At 61.7% G+C, this 24,277-nt stretch carries 25 protein-coding genes and 1 pseudogene; 12 read left to right on the top strand and 14 right to left on the bottom strand.

Features of this window, described 5'->3' with window-relative positions; all coding sequences use genetic code 11:
* The first annotated feature begins 118 nt into the window (after positions 1–118).
* From JQ597_RS16815 to JQ597_RS16805, 3 genes are all read left to right on the top strand, one after another.
* Entirely contained in the window at positions 119–838 is a 720-nt protein-coding gene (locus tag JQ597_RS16815; protein WP_212265368.1) for a TetR/AcrR family transcriptional regulator, read from the top strand.
* A 229-nt stretch (positions 839–1,067) separates the two neighbouring features.
* The gene (locus tag JQ597_RS16810) at positions 1,068–2,672 is read left to right on the top strand and encodes a Do family serine endopeptidase (protein ID WP_212265367.1); all 1,605 of its coding nucleotides are present in this window, start codon (positions 1,068–1,070) and stop codon (positions 2,670–2,672) included.
* A 378-nt stretch (positions 2,673–3,050) separates the two neighbouring features.
* Positions 3,051–3,731, top strand: a complete 681-nt coding sequence (locus JQ597_RS16805) for a response regulator transcription factor (RefSeq protein ID WP_192734724.1) — start codon at positions 3,051–3,053, stop codon at positions 3,729–3,731.
* Between the two features lie 114 nt (positions 3,732–3,845).
* On the opposite strand, the gene JQ597_RS16800 is transcribed toward JQ597_RS16805, so the two are convergent.
* Positions 3,846–4,082 carry a helix-turn-helix domain-containing protein gene (locus JQ597_RS16800; protein WP_212265366.1) on the bottom strand — a complete coding sequence of 79 codons (237 nt, stop codon included), beginning with the start codon at positions 4,080–4,082 and terminating at the stop codon, positions 3,846–3,848.
* A 641-nt stretch (positions 4,083–4,723) separates the two neighbouring features.
* Positions 4,724–4,990 (bottom strand): annotated as a pseudogene (locus JQ597_RS16795) (SMP-30/gluconolactonase/LRE family protein); the annotation flags it as partial.
* 63 nt (positions 4,991–5,053) lie between these two features.
* Here JQ597_RS16795 and JQ597_RS37655 point away from each other — a divergent pair.
* Positions 5,054–5,470, top strand: a complete 417-nt coding sequence (locus tag JQ597_RS37655) for a sensor histidine kinase (RefSeq protein ID WP_349628846.1) — start codon at positions 5,054–5,056, stop codon at positions 5,468–5,470.
* Between the two features lie 689 nt (positions 5,471–6,159).
* On the opposite strand, the gene JQ597_RS16785 is transcribed toward JQ597_RS37655, so the two are convergent.
* Both JQ597_RS16785 and JQ597_RS16780 read right to left on the bottom strand, forming a co-directional pair.
* Positions 6,160–7,167 carry an alpha/beta fold hydrolase gene (locus tag JQ597_RS16785; RefSeq protein WP_212265365.1) on the bottom strand — a complete coding sequence of 336 codons (1,008 nt, stop codon included), beginning with the start codon at positions 7,165–7,167 and terminating at the stop codon, positions 6,160–6,162.
* A gap of 264 nt (positions 7,168–7,431) precedes the next feature.
* A complete protein-coding gene (locus tag JQ597_RS16780; RefSeq protein WP_212265364.1) occupies positions 7,432–7,995 on the bottom strand; it encodes a nitroreductase family protein in 564 nt (187 codons plus the stop codon).
* 179 nt (positions 7,996–8,174) lie between these two features.
* Here JQ597_RS16780 and JQ597_RS16775 point away from each other — a divergent pair, with 179 nt between their 5' ends.
* Together JQ597_RS16775 and JQ597_RS16770 are read left to right on the top strand one after the other, a co-directional pair.
* Complete coding sequence (locus tag JQ597_RS16775; protein ID WP_312010843.1) at positions 8,175–8,471, top strand: type II toxin-antitoxin system HigB family toxin; 297 nt, start codon at positions 8,175–8,177, stop codon at positions 8,469–8,471.
* 11 nt (positions 8,472–8,482) lie between these two features.
* On the top strand, positions 8,483–8,854 hold the full coding sequence (locus tag JQ597_RS16770) for a helix-turn-helix domain-containing protein (protein WP_212265363.1): 372 nt from the start codon (positions 8,483–8,485) through the stop codon (positions 8,852–8,854).
* On the opposite strand, the gene JQ597_RS16765 is transcribed toward JQ597_RS16770, so the two are convergent.
* Both JQ597_RS16765 and thrS read right to left on the bottom strand, forming a co-directional pair.
* The gene (locus JQ597_RS16765; protein ID WP_212265362.1) at positions 8,851–9,060 is read right to left on the bottom strand and encodes a hypothetical protein; all 210 of its coding nucleotides are present in this window, start codon (positions 9,058–9,060) and stop codon (positions 8,851–8,853) included. The genes JQ597_RS16770 and JQ597_RS16765 overlap by 4 nt on opposite strands.
* Positions 9,060–11,105 (bottom strand): threonine--tRNA ligase, encoded by a 2,046-nt coding sequence (gene thrS, locus JQ597_RS16760; RefSeq protein WP_212265361.1) that lies wholly within the window; start codon positions 11,103–11,105, stop codon positions 9,060–9,062. The genes JQ597_RS16765 and thrS overlap by 1 nt, the downstream gene beginning before the upstream one ends.
* A gap of 425 nt (positions 11,106–11,530) precedes the next feature.
* On the opposite strand from thrS, the gene JQ597_RS16755 reads away from it, so the two are divergent.
* Complete coding sequence (locus tag JQ597_RS16755) at positions 11,531–13,435, top strand: caspase family protein (protein ID WP_212265360.1); 1,905 nt, start codon at positions 11,531–11,533, stop codon at positions 13,433–13,435.
* 4 nt (positions 13,436–13,439) lie between these two features.
* On the opposite strand, the gene JQ597_RS16750 is transcribed toward JQ597_RS16755, so the two are convergent.
* Complete coding sequence (locus tag JQ597_RS16750) at positions 13,440–13,766, bottom strand: GrlR family regulatory protein (protein ID WP_212265359.1); 327 nt, start codon at positions 13,764–13,766, stop codon at positions 13,440–13,442.
* A 174-nt stretch (positions 13,767–13,940) separates the two neighbouring features.
* Complete coding sequence (locus JQ597_RS16745) at positions 13,941–15,056, bottom strand: alpha/beta hydrolase (protein WP_502754481.1); 1,116 nt, start codon at positions 15,054–15,056, stop codon at positions 13,941–13,943.
* Positions 15,057–15,572: 516 nt separating this feature from the next.
* Between JQ597_RS16745 and JQ597_RS16740 the strand changes: the two genes are divergently transcribed.
* On the top strand, positions 15,573–16,946 hold the full coding sequence (locus JQ597_RS16740) for an APC family permease (protein ID WP_212265357.1): 1,374 nt from the start codon (positions 15,573–15,575) through the stop codon (positions 16,944–16,946).
* Positions 16,947–17,032: 86 nt separating this feature from the next.
* A complete protein-coding gene (locus JQ597_RS16735) occupies positions 17,033–18,211 on the top strand; it encodes a hypothetical protein (protein WP_249147938.1) in 1,179 nt (392 codons plus the stop codon).
* A 47-nt stretch (positions 18,212–18,258) separates the two neighbouring features.
* Here JQ597_RS16735 and yidD read toward each other — a convergent pair whose 3' ends face one another.
* On the bottom strand, positions 18,259–18,603 hold the full coding sequence (gene yidD / locus JQ597_RS16730; RefSeq protein ID WP_249147930.1) for a membrane protein insertion efficiency factor YidD: 345 nt from the start codon (positions 18,601–18,603) through the stop codon (positions 18,259–18,261).
* A gap of 258 nt (positions 18,604–18,861) precedes the next feature.
* On the opposite strand from yidD, the gene JQ597_RS16725 reads away from it, so the two are divergent.
* On the top strand, positions 18,862–19,779 hold the full coding sequence (locus JQ597_RS16725) for a COG3904 family protein (protein ID WP_249147929.1): 918 nt from the start codon (positions 18,862–18,864) through the stop codon (positions 19,777–19,779).
* 124 nt (positions 19,780–19,903) lie between these two features.
* On the opposite strand, the gene JQ597_RS16720 is transcribed toward JQ597_RS16725, so the two are convergent.
* A complete protein-coding gene (locus JQ597_RS16720) occupies positions 19,904–20,356 on the bottom strand; it encodes an iron-sulfur cluster assembly scaffold protein (protein WP_212265354.1) in 453 nt (150 codons plus the stop codon).
* A gap of 234 nt (positions 20,357–20,590) precedes the next feature.
* On the opposite strand from JQ597_RS16720, the gene folE reads away from it, so the two are divergent.
* Positions 20,591–21,295, top strand: a complete 705-nt coding sequence (gene folE, locus JQ597_RS16715) for a GTP cyclohydrolase I FolE (protein WP_212265353.1) — start codon at positions 20,591–20,593, stop codon at positions 21,293–21,295.
* 28 nt (positions 21,296–21,323) lie between these two features.
* The gene (gene hisI / locus JQ597_RS16710; protein WP_349628844.1) at positions 21,324–21,752 is read left to right on the top strand and encodes a phosphoribosyl-AMP cyclohydrolase; all 429 of its coding nucleotides are present in this window, start codon (positions 21,324–21,326) and stop codon (positions 21,750–21,752) included.
* 81 nt (positions 21,753–21,833) lie between these two features.
* On the opposite strand, the gene JQ597_RS16705 is transcribed toward hisI, so the two are convergent.
* From JQ597_RS16705 to JQ597_RS16690, 4 genes are all read right to left on the bottom strand, one after another.
* A complete protein-coding gene (locus tag JQ597_RS16705) occupies positions 21,834–22,277 on the bottom strand; it encodes an SgcJ/EcaC family oxidoreductase (RefSeq protein WP_212265352.1) in 444 nt (147 codons plus the stop codon).
* A 186-nt stretch (positions 22,278–22,463) separates the two neighbouring features.
* A complete protein-coding gene (locus JQ597_RS16700) occupies positions 22,464–22,730 on the bottom strand; it encodes a type 2 periplasmic-binding domain-containing protein (protein ID WP_212265351.1) in 267 nt (88 codons plus the stop codon).
* Between the two features lie 70 nt (positions 22,731–22,800).
* A complete protein-coding gene (locus JQ597_RS16695) occupies positions 22,801–23,778 on the bottom strand; it encodes an ABC transporter substrate-binding protein (protein ID WP_212265350.1) in 978 nt (325 codons plus the stop codon).
* A gap of 229 nt (positions 23,779–24,007) precedes the next feature.
* Positions 24,008–24,277: hypothetical protein (locus JQ597_RS16690; RefSeq protein ID WP_502754478.1), on the bottom strand; the 270-nt coding region annotated here is incomplete at its 5' end.

Here is a 24,277-nt window from a genome sequence, read left to right as displayed (position 1 = left end):
CGCACTTGCGTAACGACGACGAAGAGTATAGTGCGTACTATACATCGGAGTAAAGTGGGCACTATATAAAAAGATAGTGATCACTATACTTTTTGGAAAAGCGGGAATTTTCAAAGTCATGGATCAAAAACCGGCCCGAAAATCCCGCCTGTCGCTGGCCGATCTCGAACGCGAGACCGAAAAATTCCTCACACCGGCCACGGCCAAGGAGAAGGCGATCATCGATGCCGCGGTCGCCCTGATCGGCGAGCGCGGCGTCGACGGCGCGACGACGGCCGAGATCGCGCGGCGCGCAGGGGTCACCGAGAAGACGATGTTTCGCTACTTCCCCTCAAAGAACGATCTGGTCCGGCGGGTGCTGTTTCCGATCATGCTGCAGCGGGGCCTGACGCGGCAGTGGGAGACGCGCGAAAAGCAGATCAAGGCGAGGGCCCCGAGCCTGAAGGACTGGTTCATCGCGGCCGCCAGCGAGGAGATGGCGATGGTGGTCAAGAACCCGGGAATCGCCCGCACCGTCACCGCGGAGATGATTCAGAACGACGACATCAGAGGCGCGATGGCCGAGCTGTGGCAGCGGCATATCTGGGAACCCATGCTCGAAAGCCTGGACAAACTGCGCGCCGACGGCAGGCTCCGCAGCGATGTCGATGTCGAGGTGCTGGCCCGCGCCGTGCACTGCATGCATGTCGGGTATTTCCTGACGCGCTGTGTGTTCGCCCCCGACCGCAAGTGGGACGACGCCAGCGAAATCGAGAAGATGGCGGATATCCTGGCCAATGGCGCGAGCAGCAAATCCGGGAATAAGTCCAGAAAATCCAGTAAATCCAAGGGCGGTTAGCAGCGCCATTTGCAGCAAATGAGGGGGCCGCAACGCCCCTCAAAACGCCACTTTCGGCCGGCGCTAAGCCCTTGGATTGCCTGCGCTAAACTGCCGCACCCATAACCACCTCCATTACAAAAGTTTAATTCCCTCGCCAGCGCGCGGTAAGGCGCCAGACCCCATCTTCCGTCCTGTCAGGTGCCCAGCCCCCCGCACCGTCGAATTCTGGATCTGGAGATTTCCCAAAATGACTGAACGTCCCGTCGATCTGTCCTCGCTTCCGTCCTATGGCGCCCCGCGCCGTCAGCTTTTCTCGGCGCGCAAATTCGCGCTGATGGCGTCCGTCGTCGCCGGCCTCGGCGCCGCGGTTTATGGTTTCAGCCCTTCGTCGGGCCCGGTCGATGTGTTCACCAGCGCGGCGCACGCGCAGGTCAACAACGAAGTCCGCAAGGTTGAGCGGCCGATCGGCTTTGCCGACATCGTCGAGCGCGTGAAGCCGTCGGTGATTTCGGTCAAGATCAACATCGCCGAGAAGGTTGCCAGCAAGGACAAGGACGATAGCGCCAACCGGGACGACGACTCGCCGTTCCAGCCGGGCTCGCCGATGGAGCGCTTCTTCCGCCGCTTCGGTGGACCGGATGGTTTGCCGCCCGGTCTGCGCGGTAACCCGCGTGGCGGCCGTGGCCCGGTGACCGGCCAGGGCTCCGGCTTCTTCATCTCGCCTGACGGTTATGCCGTGACCAACAATCACGTCGTCGACGGCGCCGACAAGGTCGAAGTCACGATGGACGACGGCAAGAGCTACTCCGCCAAGGTGATCGGCACCGATCCGCGCACCGACCTCGCGCTGATCAAGGTCGCCGGCCGCACCGACTTCCCGTTCGCAAAGCTGTCCGACTCCAAGCCGCGGATCGGCGACTGGGTGCTCGCGGTCGGTAATCCGTTCGGCCTCGGCGGCACCGTGACCGCCGGCATCGTCTCGGCGTCCGGCCGCGACATCGGCAACGGTCCGTATGACGATTTCATCCAGATCGACGCACCCGTGAACAAGGGCAACTCGGGTGGACCGGCATTCGATACCGCCGGCGAGGTGATGGGCGTCAACACCGCGATCTATTCGCCGTCCGGCGGCAGCGTCGGCATCGCGTTCTCGATTCCGGCCTCCACGGTAAAAAGCGTGGTCGCCCAGCTCAAGGACAAGGGCTCGGTCGCCCGCGGCTGGATCGGCGTCCAGATCCAGCCCGTGACTTCGGATATCGCCGACAGCCTCGGCCTGAAAAAGGCGGAAGGCGCGCTGGTGGCGGAACCGCAGGCCAATGGTCCGGCGGCCAAGGCCGGCATCGAATCCGGCGACGTCATCACCGCTGTCAACGGCGAAACGGTCAAGGACGCGCGCGAACTCGCCCGAACCATCGGCGGATTGGCGCCGGGAGCCGCGGTTAAGCTCAACGTGCTGCATAAGGGTGCGGACAAGGTCGTCAACCTCACGCTCGGCCAGTTGCCGAACACCGTTGAGGCCAAGGCCAGCATCGACGACGGCGACAAGGCCAAGCCGAACAAGGGAACCGACGTGCCGAAGCTCGGCATGACGGTTGCCCCCGCCAACAGCGTGGCCGGCGCCGGCAAGGAAGGCGTCGTGGTCACCGAGGTCGACCCGAAGAGTGCGGCGGCCGAGCGCGGCTTCAAGGAAGGCGATGTGATCCTGGAAGTGGCCGGCAAGAGCGTCGCTACCGCTGGCGAAGTGCGTGATGCGATCAACGCGGCGCGCACCGACAACAAGAGCAGCGTTCTCATGCGCGTGAAGAGCGGCGGTTCGTCGCGGTTCGTGGCAGTGCCGGTAGCGAAGGGTTAAATACGAGATGGAGGGTTTCGCCGGCAACAGTCGCCCCCGCCGACGGCTCCTTCCGGGGAGCGGGTGCAAAACTCGCTCCCTCCAGCTACCTTTCGATGGAATACGCCCCCCTCTGTCGGAAGGGAAAAGGGCGGCGGGGTCCCCCAGCCTCGCCGCCCGCTTTTTCTACACGAAAGCGTTTTCGAGCAAAGTGGGCACCGGTTTGCGTGAAGAAAACGCGTCAAAACAAGAATCCAGAGCTTCGGAAACTGAAGCTCTGGGAACACAAATAATTGCGCGGGTTCCCCGTTGCCTTGCATCGGCATGCGCCACGCGCCATGGTGAGAAAAGGCCCACAACGTGAGCACAACCGCTTCTCAGACCGCAACCGCCTCCCAAATGCGCCTGTTGATCATCGAAGACGACCGCGAGTCCGCCGACTATCTGGTGAAGGCGTTCCGCGAAGTCGGTTATATCGCCGATCTCGCCAGCGATGGCGAGGAAGGGCTGTCGCTCGCCGACAGCGGCGATTACGACGTGCTGGTGGTCGACCGCATGCTGCCGAAGCGCGACGGCCTGTCGCTGATCGGCAGCTTGCGCGAAAAGGGCAACCGCACGCCGGTCCTGATCCTCTCCGCGCTCGGCCAGGTCGACGACCGCATCAAGGGCCTGCGCGCCGGCGGTGACGATTACCTGCCAAAACCCTATTCATTCGCCGAGCTGCTCGCGCGTGTCGAAGTGCTGTCGCGCCGCCATGGCGGTCCGGCCGAGGAAACCACCTACAAGGTCGGCGATCTCGAACTCGACCGGCTGTCGCACCGAGTCGCCCGCGGCAAGGACGAACTGACGCTGCAGCCGCGCGAGTTTCGCCTGCTCGAATATTTGATGAAGCATGCAGGGCAGGTGGTGACGCGCACCATGCTCCTGGAAAACGTCTGGGATTATCATTTCGATCCGCAGACCAACGTCATCGACGTGCATATCTCGCGGCTGCGCTCCAAGATCGACAAGGGCTTCGAGCGGCCCTTGCTGCACACGATCCGCGGCGCCGGATACATGATCCGTGATGGGATCAGATAAGATGCTATAATTGTTGTATCTTTTTTATAGGCCTTGTTTTCGATTGCCAATTATTTACCGGCTCTCTCAACCGTCGGTCGGCTTCGCAGCACCTCCGAAAAGCAAAAGCCCCGCCTAAGCGGGGCTTTCTTCAATCGGCTTGCCGGCATCCGGCAGCATTTTGAGCCATACTCTCAAATCGTCCGGCAGGATGATCGTACGCCTCCCGTGCTTCTTGGCCTTGAGATCACCGCCGCTGATCGCCTCACGAATGGAGGTCAGCCCGATCCCGGTGAGGGCGCTTGCCTCCTCAGGTGACACCGAGAGCCGTTCCGAGAGCGGTACCTTTCCCTTCTGTCCGAACTCGTTCATCAGATAAGAGCCTTATCGTTTGCGGGCCATGGCGTGGCTAGTCTCGTCGCCCTTGTCCTCGACTTGCGATTCCGGCACGGGCGACAATCTCACGCGCCTCCTTGGCCTAGCTTGGTACAGCGGCCGACAAAGAGCGCATGAGATAACGTCGTCATCCCCACATGATGCAATTGGCGGTGCCGAAGCAAAATGGTTGTCAAAAATGCGTGGTGCAATTGGATACCAAAGCGAATGAAAGGAGAGGTCCCCACTTCCCAATTCTTCGCCCCTACTCAGCGCAATAGCTGCGACGAATTCTGGAGCTGGGCGAAGCCTCTGGCCACTGTAACGGTGATCAGCTGCTGATATCGTAAATGGTTCGCCCGGACTCGAGCCTGCAACTGGACCATTATGAACGGCAGAATACAGCTTCGCTCATTTGCTGTGTTATTATGCTCGTTCGATACCACGCGTTTTATTTCGATGGCATCGTTTCTGGTCCGAGCGGTGTTTAGGAAACCGGAGTCACGCGCCAGACGTCGCTCCCGCAAAGTAGAGACCCTACGGCCGAACAGTCGCTCAGGAGCGCGACAGCCTATCTTCTTCGTCGGATTGCAGGATGCTTCATCCCGCTCGTTCTTCGAGCTGCTGCCGATCCATTTCTAACAGTCGGGCCTCTGTAAGCAATGCTCGCGTCCTTCCTGGTCTGTGCGAAACGACTCGATGAACCCGCCTTGGCACTGCGTGACAAAAACCGTCTTCCCGTCTTTGCCACCAAACGACAAATTAGTTGGTTCTTTGCCTTTCAACGCAATCTCCTTCTGAACCGTTCCGTTTGGTTTCATGACGGCAATCGTACCCTTCTGGATTCGAGCTACAAGCAACCTTCCGGAGACATCTGTGCGGAGACCGTCGATCGTGTCGGGCTCACTCTCACAAAGCAGAACGCGCCGCGGGCGGAGATCGTAGACCTCAACGAGGCGATCGTCGAGGTGATAGCCCTGACCTACAGCGAAGCTGTCAAAACCGGCGTCACAGTGAGCACACGACTGGCGCCTCAGTTGCCGCGTGTCCAAGGCGATCGGGTCCAACTGCAACAAGTGATGCTGAACTTAATCGTTAACGCTATTCAGGCCATGAGTGGTATTGGGGAAGGCGCGCGCGAATTACAGATCAGCATCGATGCCGTCCCGTCCGAAGGTGGCGTGCGCGTCGGGGTGTGGGACACCGGCCCGGGGCTGAGCCCGGAGAGCCTCCCGCGTCTGTTCGAGCCATTCTACACGACCAAGCCCGAGGGCATGGGCCTATCTGTCTGCCGCTCGATCATCAAAGCCCATCGCGGACGGTTGTGGGCGTTCCCGTGCGAACCGCAGGGTGCTCTCTTTCAGTTTACGATCCCTGCCACCTAAGCGGACGGACCGTAATCGAGTCGATGTAGCTCTTTGGCACTTTCGGACCTGGGGCCATGACCGATTTGAGTCCGTTAAGCGCACGAAAACAGACGTTGTCCGCTTCCAAGTTTATGGGTTCACGCCCTGGTCATCTGGAACGCAAGTTCGTCACATTATAATGATAGCTCGAATCTCTCCCGATAGAGGAGAGCGCTTGTGGCGAATGCAGGTATGAGAGGCCGGCCGATCGCGCAGGAGCGGACGTATTTGGAGCGGCAAGTACGTCGCCATCGTGTCATCCGGCATTCCCTGCGCCCTCTCTTTTGAGAGGTGCGAAAATTACCTGCAAACCTCGGGCGATCAGCGCCGCGAGATCGCGAAGCCGTATCTGCCTGGCTGTTTGAAAATTGAATCAGAAAATTGGGCCCGTTCCGATTTAATCCTAGAACCGAGTCACGATATCCGACAACTCGTGGGGCGGATTGAGCCGAAGGCGCAATCCGCCATTTTGGCTCGATCGCTGCGGGTCATCATTGTTCTCGCATTCTCCGCTCGCCGACAGCGCAAGCGCGACGATAATTCGACATGGGGCATCGGATAGAGCACAGGCCACGTTTGCGATGTACCCCCGGGCGGCAGATTACGCCTTCGGCTCCAATCCGCCCCACGGACCTGAAATCACGAAAATACTTCCTGTTGATTGTGGCCTAGGGGCCCTTGCCGGCAACTTCGTTGATCGCAGCCATCACCTCGCCCGTCGCTGTCTGGTGAATCATGTGCCCGGTTTGAGGAACGCGGTGAAACGCGCTCTGCGAAACGTCAGAATGCAATCGGGCCGATTGCTTGTCGATGTCGATCAGCCGGTCGTCTTCGCCGGCGATGATGACGACAGGCATCTTAAGCTCCGCATACTTGTCCTCGAAATGGAAGGCATCGGGAATCATGAGCGCCGACTCGGCGGCCGAAGCGCGGATCTGCGAAGGACGAAGCGCCATCTCCTTCGGGAACTGCTCGAACTTGGCAGGCGCCGACTTGGGTCCGAAGATCTTCGCCATCATGAGCGGCCACATCAGTCTGCTGATCATGGGCGACAGCGTGTGGCCCATGATATCGCCCACAACGGGCACAGCCGGGGCGGACAGGGCCACGACGTCGGGACGCAGGGTAGGATAGTAGTAGCCCGAGGCGAGAACCAAGCCGCGCACCATGTCGGGAAACTTGAGAGCCAGGGCGACCGCCACCGATGCGCCCCAGGAGTGCCCGAGTACGATCGCCTGTGAAACGCCGAGCCGCTTGAGCGCGCGCTGGATCAATTGAGCCTGGGCATCGGGCGTCCACACGACATTGCGCGGTCGGCTGCTATGGCCGAACCCGGGACGGTCGATGATAATGACCCTGTAGTTCTTGGCGGCTAGGTCGACCAGCCCACTGGATTCGAAATCCTGGATCATGCTGCCGTTGCCATGCAGAAGCACCAGCGGCTCGCCCGAGCCTCTTTCCACGTAGTGCAGACGGACACCGTCCACATCAAGGAACCGGCCGGCTGGCGGATTGTCGTGCTCTGCCTTTTTCGCCAGATGACGGTTCAGAAGTGCGGTCGCTGCCAGCGCTCCTGCTGCGACTACTGCGGCGACCGCATAGGAATGGCCCGCTGCAACGTTCCGGTTTCGCCTGACGGACGTCGGAAGCCGGCTTAGTCGGTTCACTGGGGTCATGCTCACACCGGGGGTGCCTGCACGAAACGTCGGCCACCCGACAAATGTTGCAGTGCGCGTTAAACCGCCCGCAGCACGGATCGTTCCTCAACCGCTTGAGAAGTCGCGGCTCAGGCGCATATGAGCCCGCCAGGCGCCCGGTCAGTGGCTTTTATCGGTGATGAGATCGCCAGTTGCGCTCCCGCCTGCCTCAGGAATGGAGCAGCGACGCCGTCGGCGCTATTGTCCGGATTCGGCCCGCGTACCTCAAAGGCGGCGTAACGATCAGAACCGCGTCACGATATCCGACAGTGCCGGGCGAGGGCGGTCCTCGGCGGGTTTTGACGGCGTGCCGATATGGATGAAGCCGGCGAGCTTCTCGTCCGCCTTCACGCCGAGGCCTTCGAGCACGTCGCGGTCGAACGCGAACCAGCCGGTAAGCCAGTTGGCGCCGTAGCCGAGCGCGGTGGCCGCGGTGACAATGTTCATGGCGCTGGCGCCGGCAGATAGTTCCTGCTCCCACGCCGGCACCTTGGGGTGCGGTTTGACAAAACTCACCACGGCGATCACCAGCGGCGCATCCATCAGCCGGCGCTTTTCCATTTCGACATCGGCTGCCGGAGCGCCCGGATTCTTCCGCGCAAATACTGCTGCGATGACGTCGCCGGCGCGGGCGCGCGCGTCGCCTTCGAACACGATGAAGCGCCACGGCGTCAGCTTGCCGTGATCGGGAACCCGCGAACCGATAGTCAGGATGGTCTCGAGTTCGGCCGCCGAGGGGCCGGGGCCACTCATCTCGCGCGGTTTGATGGAGCGGCGGAGTTTTAGCAGTTCAAGGGCATCGGGCAATTTAAGGGCTTTCGCTGGAAGGTTGGCGATCGGATATCACGTAGATAGGAAGCCGACGAGGCTGGTGAAGGCCTTTTTAGACCGATTGTGATCAGAATGGTGAGGATGACTGGTGTCGGCGGCTCGCGATAAAGGTCTTGGTCCCAAGGTGGGACTATGGTAAGATTCAGGCGGTGAGAGTGATAGCGCTCAGCACGATCAAGAATTTTCTCGGGCGAGGCGCGGATGTTGCCGACGCCCGCGAGCCGGTCATGGCGTGGTTTCGCCAGGTGAGGCAGGCGGATTGGGCGAAGCCGGCGGACGTCAAGCGGGACATCCGCAGCGCCAGCATTCTCAAGGATGGTCGCGCTGTCTTCAACGTCGCCGGTAACAAATATCGTATCGTGGTCTGGATCAACTATCCCTATCGCGTCGTTTATATCAGGTTTGTCGGCACGCATCGACAGTACGACTCGATCGATGCGCAAAGCATTTAAGGATTCCGGTTATGGATATCGCGCCCATTAAATCCCATCGTGACTATCGCCGCGTGCTCAAGGAGATCGAGGGATTGATGACTGCCCGGCGCAATTCGCCCGAGGGCGATCGGCTAGATGTGCTGGTCACGTTGGTGGAAGCGTGGGAGCGCAAACATTACCGGCTCGATCTGCCGGACCCTGTGGAGGCGATCAGGTACCATATGGAACAGAGCGGTTTGCAGCCGCGCGATCTCATTCCTTTTATCGGCAGCCGGAATCGCGTGCACGAAGTGCTAAATCGTCGGCGTGAACTCACACTCAACATGATCAGACGGCTGCACGAGGGACTTGGCATTCCCGCCGAATCCCTGATCAAGATCGGGCAGAACAAGGCTGCCTAAATCGACGGTGCCGGCTTCACCGGCATCTTCGCCGCCCGCTCCAAGAGATCCTTCCCGAGGTCTTCCAGAATTTCCCGCGTCGCCAGAAACAGGCTGTGGCCCTGTTCGGTTTCGATCGCCAGCGCCACCACCGTCGGCCGGTTGGGATCCGGGATCAGCTGGTAAGCCCGGATCGGAAAAGCGGGAAGCTCCTGCTCGTCAGCCATCAGGTCTCGAGCCTGGCCCGCTTGACGTCCGGCGGGGTGGCTTCCTCGACCAAGGCCGCCAGCGCCTCGTCGGTCGGCATCACCTTTTGGCCTTCGCTGCCGAGCCGGCGGACCGAGACCGAATGGGTCTCGGCTTCCTTCTTGCCGACGACGAGAAGGGCCGGGATTTTCGCCAGCGAGTGTTCGCGGACCTTGTAGTTGATCTTCTCGTTGCGCAGATCAATCTCGACGCGCAGGCCGGCGCGCCGCGCCGCGGCGGCGACCACCTTGGCGTATTCGTCGCCTTCGGAAGTAATCGTGGTGACGACGGCCTGCACCGGCGCCAGCCAGAGCGGGAAGTTGCCGGCGAAATGCTCGATCAGGATGCCGATGAAGCGCTCCATCGAACCGCAGATCGCGCGGTGCACCATGACCGGCACCTTCTTGGAGCCGTCGGCGTCGATGTAGAACGCGCCGAACCGTTCCGGCAGGTTGAAGTCGACCTGCGTGGTGCCGCATTGCCAGTCGCGGCCGATGGCGTCGCGCAGCACATATTCGAACTTCGGTCCGTAGAACGCGCCTTCGCCGGGATTGATCGCGGTCTTGATGCGGTTGCTGCCGCTGGCCTGAATTTCCGACAGCACGGTGGCCATCACGCGCTCGGCGTGATCCCACATCTCGTCGGTGCCGACGCGCTTCTCCGGCTTGGTCGAGAGTTTGATCGTCAGCTCACCCTCGAAGCCAAAATCCGCATAGGTCGACAGGATCAGGTCGTTGATCTTGAGGCATTCGTCGGCGAGTTGCGCCTCGGTGCAGAACACATGCGCGTCGTCCTGGGTGAAGCCGCGCACGCGCATCAGGCCATGCATCGCGCCCGACGGTTCATAGCGGTGCACCACGCCGAATTCGGCGAGCCGCAGCGGCAGGTCGCGATAGCTCTTCAGGCCATGCTTGAAGATCTGCACATGGCCGGGACAGTTCATCGGTTTGAGCGCAAACCAGCGCTTGTCCTCGGCCTCGTCGCCGGCGGATTGCGCCGCGAACATGTTCTCGCGGTACCAGTCCCAATGGCCTGAAGTCTCCCACAGCACCTTGTCGAGGATCTGCGGCGCGTTGACCTCGCTGTAATCGCCGGTCAGGCGGCGGCGCATATAGGCGATCAGCGCCTGGAACACCGTCCAGCCCTTCGGGTGCCAGAACACCACGCCGGGGCCTTCCTCCTGGAAGTGAAACAGGTCGAGCTCGCGGCCGAGCTTGCGGTGGTCGCGCTTCTCGGCCTCCTCGATCTGCTTCAGATAGAGGTCGAGGTCTTCCTGCTTCGCAAACGCCGTGCCGTAGATGCGCGTCAGCATCGGGTTGTTGCTGTCGCCGCGCCAATAGGCGCCCGCGACCTTCATCAGCTTGAACGCGTTGCCGACCTTGCCGGTCGAGGTCATATGCGGCCCGCGGCAGAGATCGAACCAGTCGCCCTGGTAATAGATCTTGATCGGCTCGTCGCCGGGAATGGCGTCGACCAGTTCGACCTTGAAGGCTTCGCCCTTGTCGCGAAACACCTGTTTTGTCTTCTCGCGCGACCAGACTTCCTTGGTGAAGGGTTTGTCGCGCGCGACGATCTCGCGCATCTTCTTTTCGATCGCGGCGAAATCTTCCGGCGTGAACGGCTCGTTGCGGAAGAAGTCGTAATAGAACCCGTTCTCGATCACCGGACCGATGGTGACCTGCGTGCCCGGCCACAGCGACTGCACCGCTTCGGCGAGCACGTGGGCGGCGTCATGCCGGATCAGTTCCAGCGCGCGCGGGTCGTCGCGGTTGACGAACTCGATCCTGGCGTCGCCCGAGATCGGATCGTTGAGGTCGGCGACCACGCCATCGAGCGCCATCGCCACCGTGCGCTTGGCCAGCGACGGCGAGATGCCCTTGGCGATCTCGAGCCCGGTAATGTCCTGGGGAAATTCGCGCCTGGCGCCATCGGGGAAGGTGAGGGTGATTTTTTGCACGGGTTCGGCCGGTTTCAAGTTCGCAAGGCCAAATTGGAATCCCGGTGCGGGTGCATTGCTGTCAGGCATTGGCGTCTCCTTGAGCTCACTCCTGCGAACGAGCGCAGGTAAGCGGGAACAGGCGGTATAGCAGGGGATTCGGCTCCTGCAATCGGGCAATATCAAGAAAATCGGCGGCCGATCCCTGCGATGATACGTATCCCGCTCCTGTGAGGTCTCTTGGTGGCGACCTGTCCGCCGCCAAAAGCCACCGTGAAGGCGATTGGTTCACGCGAAGGCGTTGCGCAGTAACGGCCCTCAGCGCTCGGCGCCGGCGTCTCCTACGTGCAGTTGAATGCAATCCAACGCTGCGCGCCGCACGCTTTGTCGGAGCGGCCGTGGTCGCGCTGACGCGTGCGATGCAAGCGGGCCCAACGCCAAAGTTCCACACACCGCCGTCGTGACAAGACCAGGTTCGCGTGCTTCTCTCGCGCGTGGGAATCCGAGGGGGCATCGTGAGGGTAGGCAATACCGCGGCCTATGCCGCTTTAGTGGCGCTTCAGTTCACGGCCGTGGAGCTGGCATCGCCGGACAAGGCGATCGCCCGCGAGCAGCCAAGCGGCTGCAAGGTCGGTCCGCTGAAAAGCACCAGCGAACTGGATGACCGCGTCGCGGCCTGCACGATCCTGATCGATACCAGCCGGTCCCCGGCGAAGCTGGCGCTGGCGCTGTCGTACCGCGCGCAGAGCCTCCTCAACCAGAAGAAATGCGACGCCGGGTTTGCCGACCTGATGCGCGCCAAGGACGTCTCGCCCTCCAAAAAGAGCTCCGCCTATTACGATCTGCATTTGTGGATCTCGTACTACTGGCAGCACTGCAAAGGCGATTTCGATCGCGGCATCGAGGTGCTGAACGAAGCCGCTGCGATCCTGCCCCGCGATCCCGCGGTCTATAACCAGCGGGCCAACATGTTCAGCGACAAGGGTGATCACGCGGCGGCGCTTGCCGACATCAACAGGTCGATCGCCTTGATCAACAACGATCCCTATCGCGCCTCGGCCTACAACAACCGGGCGCTGATCTTGAAGACGATGGGCGAGCATGAAAAGGCGGCAGCCGATTTCGGCGTTGCGATCAAGCTCGCGCCCAAGAACGCCAAATATTATGCCAACCGCGGCGACGCCTGGCGTCGCACCGGAAACCTCGAGCGTGCGTTGCAGGACCAGGACCGCGCCATCGAGCTCTACGCCGGCGGTCCCGGCATCGCTCTTGGCCTGACGCTGCGCGGCGAGACGCTGCGTTACATGGGCGAATACGACCGGGCGCTTTCCGACTTCAACCAGGCTGTCCGGATCGAACCGGACTTCGCGCCGGCGCTCACCGGCCGCGGACTGACGTTCGAACGCACCGGCGATCTCGAGCGCGCGAAATCCGAGTTCCGCACCGCGCTGTCGATCAGCGAGAATTCCGGCCGGGGCGACCTGTCTAAATCCGCGCGTGAAACGGCCGAGGCGCGTCTTGCGGCGCTTTCTTCGGGTGTGCCGCAGCCGACCATCCTTCCGGTCCCCATCAGGGCGGCCTCGACGAATTCGGTGCCGACCCCGGCCGTTGCGATACCCGTCGTGGCACCCGCAGCGGTCAAGGCGACGGCGGCAAAACAGGGCCGCCGGGCCGCGCTGATCATCGGTAACTCCGCCTATAAATCGGTACGGGCGCTCGAGAACCCGGGCCGTGACGCCGAAAAAATCGCGGGCACATTGCGTGCAATCGGCTTCGATAGCGTCACGGTCGCCATCGACGTGACGCGCGAGAAAATGACCGAGGCGCTGCGCACGTTTGCGGCGGCCGCGGACAAGTCCGACTGGGCGATGGTCTATTATGCCGGCCACGGAATCGAGGTGAATGGCGTCAATTACCTGATACCGGTCGATGCCAAACTGGCATCCGGCCGCGACGCCCTGTTCGAGGCGATGCCGCTGGATCAGGTGATGGCGGCGATTGATGGCGCGAAGAAGCTCAAGCTCGTGATGCTCGATGCCTGCCGGGACAACCCGTTTGCGAATGCCTCCACGTCAACTCAGGTGCCGGTTGCCGCCGCGCGGGTGCCGGCTTCGAACGAAGGCGACACGCGCGGCGCGAAGACGCGCTCAGTCGGTCGCGGGCTTGGCGAGGTCAAGGTGCAGGGCGCATCGCTGGTCGTTTACGCCGCCAAGCATGGCGAGACCGCGCTGGACGGCGAGGGGGATTATTCGCCGTTCGCGGTCGCGGTTGTGCAGCGGATCGCGACGCCAGGCGTCGAGATCAACAAGCTGTTCCGTCTCGTCCGCGATGACGTGATGGAGGCGACCGCCGGACGCCAGGAGCCGTACACATATGGTTCGCTGCCCGGACGCGAGGACTTTTTCTTCGTGAACCGATAACGCTTCAATCCGCCATCCGCGTCAGCACAGCCTTGAATGTGACGCCGGGCAATTGCAGCGCGGTGCCTTCGAAGTCGACCATGCTGCCGTTGTCGGCCCCCTTCAGCGTCAGCGTGACCATGTCGGTCCCGAACAGCGGCTTGAAAGCCGGATCGGGGTTGTGACGCTCTGTGGTGACCTTGGCCTGAATGCCGTCGCCCTTGTCGGTGTAATTGCCGATGAACGCGAAAGCCGAATTGCCGCCCCGAAGCTTGCCGCCGAAGGCGTAAATCACCCCGGTGCCGGTTCCATGAACCGTATGAAATTCAACCTTGTATAAGCCGTCCTGCAAAATCCATCCCCAAAAGTTGTATAAACTAATTGATGCACCCTATGGTGCGGGCCTGCGTCGGGCAATGCTGCGCGCCCTAAATCGTTGGGCCATCAACATCACAATTCGATCAGTGGAATTCAGCGGTACGATGGGAAGGAGCTGGAAGAAGCCTTCGATCGCTGAAGCGACCGATTACCGGTTCGCGGGCGACGGCGCGCTGGCGATCCGGGTCAGCTGTGGCGAAGCCGCCATCTTGACCAGCACGTCCTTGACCGGATGCTCGGTCCAGGCCTGCGTGACGTAATCGCGATGCGTGATGCCATTGCGCGTCTGCACGAACACGACGCTGCCGGGGCGCAGCGGCCCGTCCATGTTCTCGGTGACGGTGATACCCTTGTCGCGCAGCATCTCGATCAATTCCTGGTCACGGCGCTTGGTGTAGCGGGTGTAGGAGCTGACGAAGAAGCCGGAACGGTTGTTCGCGATCCAGCTGGCGAACTTGTCGAGTTCGCCATAGACGGCGTCGAGCAGGAACACGCCGCGGACGCGGTTGGTCGCGCCGCCGACGTCGAGGCTCCAGGCGGTCGGCAGGAAACCGCCGCTATAGCCGACGATGACGATCGGCATGTTGGCGAACGCCTGCGCCGATTTCGGGTCGCCGGTGAGGCGGGCGAGGTGGCTTGCCGACTCGTCCATGAAGCGCTTGAAGCCGCCGGGCTGCCAGAACTTGCCGGCGCTGGAATCGGCGGCGTTCACCGCCAGCTGCGGCGCCAGCAGCACGGCGTTCACACCCGAATCCGAAATCTGCTGCGGCACCAATTGGCGGTCGCGGACATCGCGTTCCAGCGTTGCGCCGTTGCCGTGGAAGAACACCACGATCACGCCGGGCTTGCGGACGTCGAAGGTCTCGGGGACGTGCACCAGCACGCGGCTGTCATTGTAGGTCTCATCCTGCCAATAGACCCGGCCGCCATAGCTGCGATGGCCTTTGCGGTCGCCCTTGGTGATGTTGAGGAACGGCGCCTCGGAGCGCGGATTGGTGCCGAAATAGGGGAAGGCGGAGGATTTCATGCTGACCAGCGTGGTCAGTTCTTCGCGCTCACTCTGGCGCGGAAGTGTCAGCGTGGGATTGAGCGAGGCGACCCTGACCGGCTCGGCCCGCACCTTGCGTTGAGACGGGGTTGGGGCCAGCGCAACCTGCTGCACCAGGCTCTCGCTTGGCGTCGGGAAACGGTCGGCGAATTGCGGCTGCGGGAAGCGGTCTTCAAAACTGTCGCCGGTGGTGGCGTGGGCGTTTGCGGCCAGCATGCCGGCGGGGGGCGCCTTGCCGCATTGAACAAGAACAAAGGACAGCGGTACAAAAAGCGAAGCGACCGCGACCCAGTGCCAACGACGAGGATGGGCATGCCGGGGCTGGGCACGACGCTGCGCGACCGGGGAAATCACCCGGTCCGCGCGCTGACGTATCTGGAATTTCGGATCTGCTCCGACCATCCACCCAGTGCCCCAAGAACCACCTGAGAACCACCCAAGATCCACCGTTAACTGGCGTACCTCGATCGTGTTTAGGCGACGTTAAGCTTCCGGAGCAAACTCCCCACATCCGGAAGTCCGGAGGAGACCATCCAATCGTGTCCTGATTGTGGGCCCCGCCATCTTGTTTTCGCAATGTCGGGGTGCACTGCAAAGGCCAACGAGACTTCCATGGGTATTTAGATACCCAAATTGTTACCTGGTTTAAATCATTGTTAACGCTGCTTGAATTGGGCGGCTCCAGCCTGCACCATGAGGGTTCAGGCGTGCGGCGCTGAAGGTACGGTCGAAATGGCGGCATCAGAAACGGGCAGCGCGGCATGGTCCGGCCCGCGTCCCGGCGGCGGCTCGACCATTTCAGTCGTGGTAGCGATCTCCATCGTCGTTGCCGACATGGTCGGCGTTGGCGTCTTCACCAGCCTGGGCTTTCAGGTCAAGGACATCCCTTCCGGCTTCTCGATCCTGTTGCTGTGGACCGTCGGCGGTATCGTCGCGCTGTGCGGGGTGTTTGCCTACAGCGAGCTCGGGGCGATGTTTCCGCGTTCGAGCGGCGAGTACAACTTTCTCGGCCGCGCCTTTCACCCGGCCTTCGGTTTTGTGGCGGGCTGGGTTTCGGCGACCGTTGGTTTTGCGGCACCCGTCGCACTCGCCGCGATGGCGTTCGGCGAATACGGCAAATCGGTCTTTCCGGACGCGCCACCGCTGGCGCTCGCCATCGGCGTGGTCTGGCTGGTGTCGCTGGTGCAGCTCACCGGCGTCAGGCACTCCAGCACCTTCCAGTTGATCGCGACCATCCTCAAGGTGCTGCTGATCGTGGCCTTCCTGGTCGCCGGATTTCTGATGGCGACGCCGCAGCCGTTGTCGTTCGCGCCGTCCGCGTCCGACTTCTCCCACATCGTCAGCGCGCCGTTCGCGATCAGCCTGGTGTTCGTGATGTATTCGTTCTCGGGCTGGAATGCGGCGACCTACATCATCGGCGAGGTGCACGATCCGGAGCGCAACGTGCCGCGCGCGATGCTGGCGGGGACGCTGATCGTGCTGGTGCTTTATGTGGCGCTGAACGCGGTGTTCCTGCACTCGGCGCCGATCGACAAGCTGGCGGGCCAGCTCGACGTTGCCCGCGTCTCCGGCAGTTACATCTTCGGCGAGTTCGGCGGCCGCATCGTCGGCGCGATGATCTGCTTCGGTCTGATCTCCTCGATCAGCGCGATGATGTGGATCGGACCGCGGGTGATGATGACCATGGGCGAGGACATTCCGGTGCTGCGCCCGTTCGCGCGCCGGTCGAGCGGCGGCGCGCCGCCCTGGGCCATTCTGTTCCAGCTGACGGTGGCGAGCCTGATGCTGTTCACGCGCAGTTTTGAAGCGGTGCTCGAATTCATCCAGTTCGCATTGTTGTTCTGTTCGTTCTTCACCGTGCTCGGCGTGATCAAGCTGCGCATCACGCACCCCGACCTGCCGCGGCCCTACCGCGCCTGGGGATACCCGGTCACCCCGGTGGTTTTCCTGCTCGTGACCGGCTTCATGATGTACTATCTTTTGACCGAACAACCGCTGCGGGTGTTCCTTGGTGTTTTGATCATGCTTTCAGGACTTCTGATTTACGCCGTTTTCCGCAAGCGGGCCGATCAAGGCCCGGTGGCCGCGTCTGCGGGCAGCGAATGAAGATGCGTGCCTCGTTGAAAATTGCCTCGTTGAAAATTGCCGCGGTGACAATTGCCTCGTTGAGAATCGTAGCGCTGGTGGCTGCGATGTTGTTCGTGGTGATGCTGCCCGCGCGCGCCGCCGATCCGGCAACTGCCGACGATACCGCCAAGTTTCTCGCCGGCATGATGCCCTCGGCCGACTCGCCGCTGATGCCGCTGACCAGGGAGCCGGCCTGGCAGCGCCACGCCAAATTCTTCGACAATGCGTTCGCGCAGCTCGAGCAGCGGCAATTGTCGAAGATCCGCGCCTGGGCGGACAGCAATCTGGCGGCGCCGCGGCCGACCATGTTCTACATGTTCTCGGGGCCGGACTTCCTCTATGCCAACGCGTTCTACTCGAAGGCGACGACCTATGTGCTGAGCGCGCTCGAGCCGCCGGGCTCGGTGCCGGATCTGACGAGATTGCCGCGCGGCGGCGTCGGCGCCGCGCTCTACAGCGTGGAGCGTTCACTGAGTTCGATCCTGAGCTTCAGCTTCTTCATCACCAAGCAGATGAAGACCGATCTGAGTGCCGGCCAGATCAACGGCACCTTGCCGGTCCTCTATGTGTTCCTGGCGCGCTCGGGCAAGACCATCCGCAGCGTCACGCCGGTGGCGCTGGACGACAAGGGCGCGGCGTATTTCGGCAACGAGAACCCCGGGCCGAACGCGGTGCGCGGCACGCGCATCGTCTTCGCCGGCAGCGACGGCGCGGAAAAGACGCTGTATTATTTCTCGACCGATCTTTCCAATTCCGGCGTCAAGGTCACGGGCTTCCTGAAATTCTGTTCGACGCTGGCGCCCGGCAACAGCCTGATCAAGAGCGCGTCCTATTTGCTGCACTCCGGCAATTTCACCACGGTGCGCGATTACATCCTCGCCAACAGCGCCACCATCATCCAGGACGATTCCGGCGTTCCGCTTCACTACTACAGCCCGAAGAAATGGCGCTTCTTTCCGTTCGGCCGTTATGCCGGCCCGATCGACGAATTCCCGGGACGATATCAGCAATCCTATGCCGAGCTGTTCAGGCGCGCGCAGCCGATGGATTTCGGTATCGGCTATCGCTGGCGCACGCATGAATCGAACCTGCTGCTGTCGGTCAGGTTGCCCGACGACGGTTCCGGCAGTCAGGAGACGTCATCGGCCGAGCCGCCACCACCGCCGCCACCGCGTCCCAGAAAGCCGCGTCCGCCGGCGCCGATCGAACCGCAGCCGCGAGGCGGCTTCTTCTTCTGGCGCTAGCTCGTTCGGCTTGATTTCAATGCGTCGTGTTCGCCAGCGCGCAACAACTACGGCGCGTTGACGCCGCGCCATCGGCCGTAGCGCCACGGCAGATACCATCGCGCGCCCGGCGGTTTTGCGATCGGGACATTGTCGATGCCGGACGTGCCCCACGGCTGACAGCGTAATATCCGCGCCAGCGTCATCCATCCGCCGCCCCAAAGACCGAAGCGTTCGATGGCTTCGTCGCCATAGACCGAGCAGGTCGGCAAATGCCGGCAGTTGTAGCCGACCAGCGGCGACAGCGTGTGCCGGTAAATCCAGATCAGCCCGCGCCCCGCGTTGCGGGGCAAGCGCCGGACCGTCGTGGCACAATCCATGCAACGTGATTTTGTGCACTGTGATGACGGCATGAATGACTGTTCCATATGGCTTGCCCGAATGATCTCCGTACTCTTGCGGGGTTCCAAGGTAAGGAACTGAACATACGCAGATATTTACGCCACAGTTGGAAATTATCCGATGGTTTATGGGCGATGCAGCAAAGGTACTATGGACGCTCGCAAGGCGCACGGTTACCTTTTTGATAACGCCAGCATGACAGAATCATGTGGCGTTGAAGTGGGGCCATTGCCGTTGCTCGCCGTTAGGGCTTGGGGGAAGGAACCAAATTGAGGTTTGTGACGTCGGCTAAAATTCGCGGCTTGGCGCTGCTTGGCGCCACCGCCCTTTGTATCGCATTGCCTGGCGAGATCGCGACGCCGGTCAACTCGGCGCACGCCGGCGTTTCCCTCGAAGAACGCAAACTGCCGATGCACTTCAAGTGGGTCGCATGCCAGCCGGACTGCACGGGCTGGGTCTCCGCCGTCGGCATCGTCACCGCGGACAGTCCCAAAGCATTCGAAGAGTTCGCGCGCGATCGCCAACTCGGCGGCGCCACCATCGTGCTCGATTCCAGCGGCGGGTCGGTCAACGATTCCATTGCGCTCGGCCGCAGGTTCCGTGCCCTCGGCGCGCTCACGACGGTCGGAACCACCGTGCGCACGCAGACGGCGCAGGGCGAACGCGCTCATGTTGTTCCGGAAGCCTATTGCGAGTCGATGTGCGTGTTCCTGCTGCTGTCCGGCAAGACGCGTTATGTGTCGCCGGCCTCCCATGTCCGCGTGCATCAGATCTGGATGGGCGATCGCGCCGACGACGCCAAGGCGGCAAGCTATACCGCGCAGGACCTGATGATCGTGGAGCGCGACATCGGCCGGCTCGCCAAGTTCACCTTCGACATGGGCGGAACCGGCGATCTGTTGTCGCTCGCGCTGAGCGTGCCGCCATGGGAAGATCTGCACAAATTGTCGGCGGCCGAATTGCGGCTGACCAACCTGATCACGACGGACGCCCTAACCGACGTGCTGCCGCGTGATTCATCGACGCCGGTTGCCGAACTGAAATCCAAGCCGACGCAGGATCGCTTCGTCAGCTCCGCGGTCGAAGAGCAGGCGCCCGTGCATCCGGCGAAGTCGACCAAGACCGCCGAGGCCGCGGTTCCGACCGGTGGCACCGCCGCGCCGGCGCAGACGCAGCCCGCGAAGTAATAATTGGAGTCAGTCATTCCGGGGCACGCGAAGCGTGAACCTCAGATGCGCAATTGCGCATCGGGGAATCTCGAGATTCCGGGTTCGATGCTATGCATCGCCCCGGAATGACGCTGGGATTTATCTACTGCGCCGAAGCCGGCTGCTTCGCCCTGGCCTCGATCTGGCCGATGGCATCAACCACGGCATCGAACGTCAGCATGGTCGAGGCGTGGCGGGCCTTGTAGTCGCGCACCGGCTCCAGCAGCGCGATGTCGGCCCATTTGCCCTGCGGCGGCTGGCCGTTTTCCTTCAGCATCTTGCGCACGGTCTCGCGCAACTCGCGCAGCTCGCTCGCGGTCGAGCCGATGACATGGCTCGCCATGATCGAGGAGGAGGCCTGTCCGAGGGCGCAGGCCTTCACGTCATGGGCGAAGTCGGAAACCACCGGCCCGTCCATCTTGAGGTCGATCTTGACGGTGGAACCGCACAGTTTGGAATGGGCGGTGGCGCTGGCGTCGGGGTCGGGGAGGCGGCCCAGACGGGGGATATTGCCGGCCAACTCGATGATGCGCTTGTTGTAAATGTCGTTCAGCATGGAGCGAGGTCTCGGGCCCGTGGGCGGAACCGCCCTTGGCGGCAGGGTTTCACCGTCCTATATATGGGCGGTCATGGCGGAAATACAGTCCGGCCATGTTGCCACGGCGGCCTGATTGGAAGCCAATTCTACCCCGGTGGTGCTAGGTTCAAGGGGACTCAGGCGTCCGGCGGCGAACCCGCCCCGTCTGCCCGGTGACACTCCGGTCTGAAGGACCGGTCGAACGGAGAAGACATGGACGCATTGATCAAATCCCTTCGCCCCAGCAAGACTGATGTCAAATCGCCTGACGTGGCGCCGGACACCCGCCCCGCCGAACTCGATCCCGCCGAATTCCTGGCCGCCGCCGTCCGTGCGGATCAGCCGCGCCCGTCGCGCGCCGAGGCCGAAGCGGCCGTGCATACGCTGCTCAGCTATATCGGCGAGAATCCCGGCCGTGAGGGCTTGCTCGACACCCCGCGCCGGGTCGTCGAGGCGTTCGATGAACTCTATCAGGGCTATCACCAGTGCCCGGCCGAAGTGCTCGACCGCACGTTTGGTGAAACCGCGGGCTACGACGATTTCGTCCTGATCCGTGACATCGAATTCACCTCGCAATGTGAGCATCACATGATGCCGTTCTACGGCAAGGCGCATATCGCCTATACGCCGGTCGAACGGGTCGTGGGGTTGTCGAAGCTCGCGCGCCTGACCGACATCTTCGCGCGCCGCCTGCAGACGCAGGAGCATCTCACTGCGCAGATCGCAGCCGCGATCGACGAGGTACTCAAGCCCCGTGGTGTTGCCGTCGTGATCGAGGCGGAGCATACCTGCATGTCGGTGCGCGGCGTCGCCAAGCACGGTGCGATGACCTTCACCAGCCGCTATACCGGCATGTTCCGCGACAATCCGGCGGAACAGGCGCGTTTCCTGTCCATGGTGCGAGGACCGGCCCGGTAACCTCGCCTGAATCTTCGCGAGGCCCGCCGTGTCCACATCTGCAGATATCAACGACCGCGAGGAAGGGCTGGCGTTCCAGCCCAAATTCGACGCGTCGGGTCTTTTGACCTGCGTGGCGACCGATGCTGCGACCGGCGACGTCTTGATGGTCGCGCACATGAACGACGAAGCGCTCCGCAAGACCATCGCCAGCGGCGAAGCCTGGTACTTCAGCCGCTCGCGCAATGCGCTGTGGCGCAAGGGCGAGAGCTCCGGACACACCCAGCGCGTGGTCGAGATGCGGATGGATTGCGATCAGGACGCGATCTGGATTCGCGTCGAGCAGCATGGCGCGGCATGTCACACCGGCCGGCAGTCGTGCTTCTATCGTGCCGTCACGGCGGGCGATGGCGGTACACAGCTGTCGTTTGTCGATGCGGACCGACTGTTCGATCCGAACGCGGTGTATCGTAAGTGACCCGTTATTCAGCAGCGAGAGCCAGGAATCCATAATCACGATCGTGAGCATGAAGTTCACGCATTGGGCCGCGTGCTGCGGCTAACGCTTGATCGGATTGTGCGCCTCCGCCGCCTCGTCGATGGGCACGTTAGCGCCATGCGCGATGGCCAAACCTTCGCCCCGGGGGACCAGCACTAGCGACATGCGATCCTTGCCGGGCGGTCTCATTTCCCCATTTGGCCGTCGATAGCCGCCCATCGACCAGCGTACGACCGCAACGAAAGCCCCGCCGGGCAATGTTTCAATGCTTTCAATTTCTTCGAGTTTGCACGATCTATTCTTGAACAGCAGATCGAAAAATACCTGATGCGCTTTTTGTACTTCTGCTTTTCCGCGCCAATGCATCCCGACGACGTTGACCCAATGAATGTCATCCGTCGCGAGCTGCCACATAGCGTTCATGTCCGAAGCGTTCCAGGCAGCTTCCCACCCGTCCAGCACGGCCTTGACCTCTGCAACTGCCCTTTTGTTGATTGTTGGCATTGGATCACCTCTGAGGACCGAACGAGGCATCGTAACTTCTCGGATTGATTTGGCTAGACTGCTCGCCGTCCGTTGTCACCGGCATACCAGGCGCTCCTTCCATTAAGGCTCAATGCCAGAGGGCCGGACAACATGGTGATCGCGGGTGGGATTGAAGACTAAGCGCTCTCGCCGGACGCTCGATAATTACTCCGATGGCTTGACGCCAAGATCGCGCAGGATACCGAGCATCACATCACTGTCGCGCTTGAAAATACGAGCCGTCGTTTCGAGATTGGCTGGGGAACTCAGCAGAAAGTTGTTTAGCATCTGCTGGACCTTGGAGTCGGATCCGGCCTGGATCAATAGCTCCGAGATCCGCTGGACGATATCCTGCGGCGTTCCGGTTGGTACAGCGAAGGTGGTGAATGCGCGCAGGTCGTAGAAGTCGCCGACGGCGCCCTGTTCAGTCATTGTAGGCGTGTCCGGATATGGTGGCAGGCGGCTGCCTACCACGCCGATCAGGTTTCCGGTCCCCCAGCCATCATTCGATTACCTTGTCGGCGCGAGCGATAACCGCTGCCGGAATGCTCAATCCAAGTGCGGCAGCCGTCTTGAGGTTCAAGGCAAGTTCGAAGCCGACCGGTTGCTCGACCGGAAGCTCTGCTGGTTTGGCTCCCTGAAATATCTTGGCTGTGTAATGCGCCGTTTGTTTACCCATCAGAGCGAGGCTTGCCCCATAGCTCGCGAGGCCACCTAAGTCCACGTAGGCGCTGAATTGGTAAATCGCTGGCATCTTCTTGCCGGCGGCCAGTAAAACAATTTGTGGCTCTATTGGACCAGCAAGAACGAAAAGCGCATCGCACTTTTCTTGTACCATTGTTTCGAAAGCCTGGCCGAGATCATCACGGGAGGGAGCGGAGATTGGGATCGTTACCAGACCTAACGTCTTGGCAGCAGCCTCCGCTTCTTCGAACAGCCGCTTATGGGTAGCGTTGGACCGCCCCAGGACGGCCACCCGTGTTGCTGCGGGCAGGATACTGTGCAGAAGTTCAAGTGATTTGCCGACTGTGTCGGAGAACATCGTGGCCACACCGGTCAGATTTCCCCCGGGATGCGCCAAACTCTTGATAAAGCCCAAAGCGACCGCATCGCCGACGCCCCACATCACAATAGGAGTGGTTGCAGTTGCTCGTCGCGCGGCGGCTATCGCAGGTGTAGCGACTGCGACTACTACGTCTGGTCTTAAAGCAATCAACTCGTTCGCAAGCTGATCGAGGCGTTCGTAATGCCCCTCCGCTGCTCTGCGTTCGATCACAAGGTTTTTGCCATCCACGTACCCGAGCTTCCGCAACTCGTCCCGGAAAACCTCGAACAGGGCACGCTGGACTTCACTTTCCCAAGAGTCTGTGTTTAGGAAAGCCAGACGCCACACTTTCCGAGACGATTGCTGCGCGCGCGCAAACGGCAGCCATGCCAAAGTCGCGCCGCTCGCCAGCGTGATCACATCTCGCCGCCTCATGTCAGCGCATCCTCCTTTGCAGCGCTCAATGGGGTGCAGTGATAGCACATTCACCTATGTCTGCTCAGGGGTCATCAACCGACCTAACGGCACCGAAATTCGACTTCCGCGCTTCGCCCGAAACCGGACTCAAGTCGACATGGGGTCATGTCCGCTTCGTGCCGACAGCGGAAGTTTCCCAGGGTCAAGAGTGTCAGAAGCGGAGGCGGCCTCGCCGGACGCTCGCTAGTCACTCCGACGGCTTGACGCCAAGATCGCGCAGGATACCGAGCATCACATCACTGTCGCGCTTGAAAATACGAGCCGTCGTTTCGAGATTGGCTGGGGAACTCAGCAGAAAGTTGTTTAGCATCTGCTGGACCTTGGAGTCGGATCCGGCCTGGATCAATAGCTCCGAGATCCGCTGGACGATATCCTGCGGCGTTCCGGTTGGTACAGCGAAGGTGGTGAATGCGCGCAGGTCGTAGAAGTCGCCGACGGCGCCCTGTTCAGTCATTGT

It is taken from the genome of Bradyrhizobium sp. AUGA SZCCT0177 (genome assembly GCF_018130125.1).
Taxonomy (GTDB): domain Bacteria; phylum Pseudomonadota; class Alphaproteobacteria; order Rhizobiales; family Xanthobacteraceae; genus Bradyrhizobium.
The sequence above is the reverse complement of the archived record's forward strand: the minus strand, read 5'-3'. Positions and strand labels throughout refer to the sequence as shown.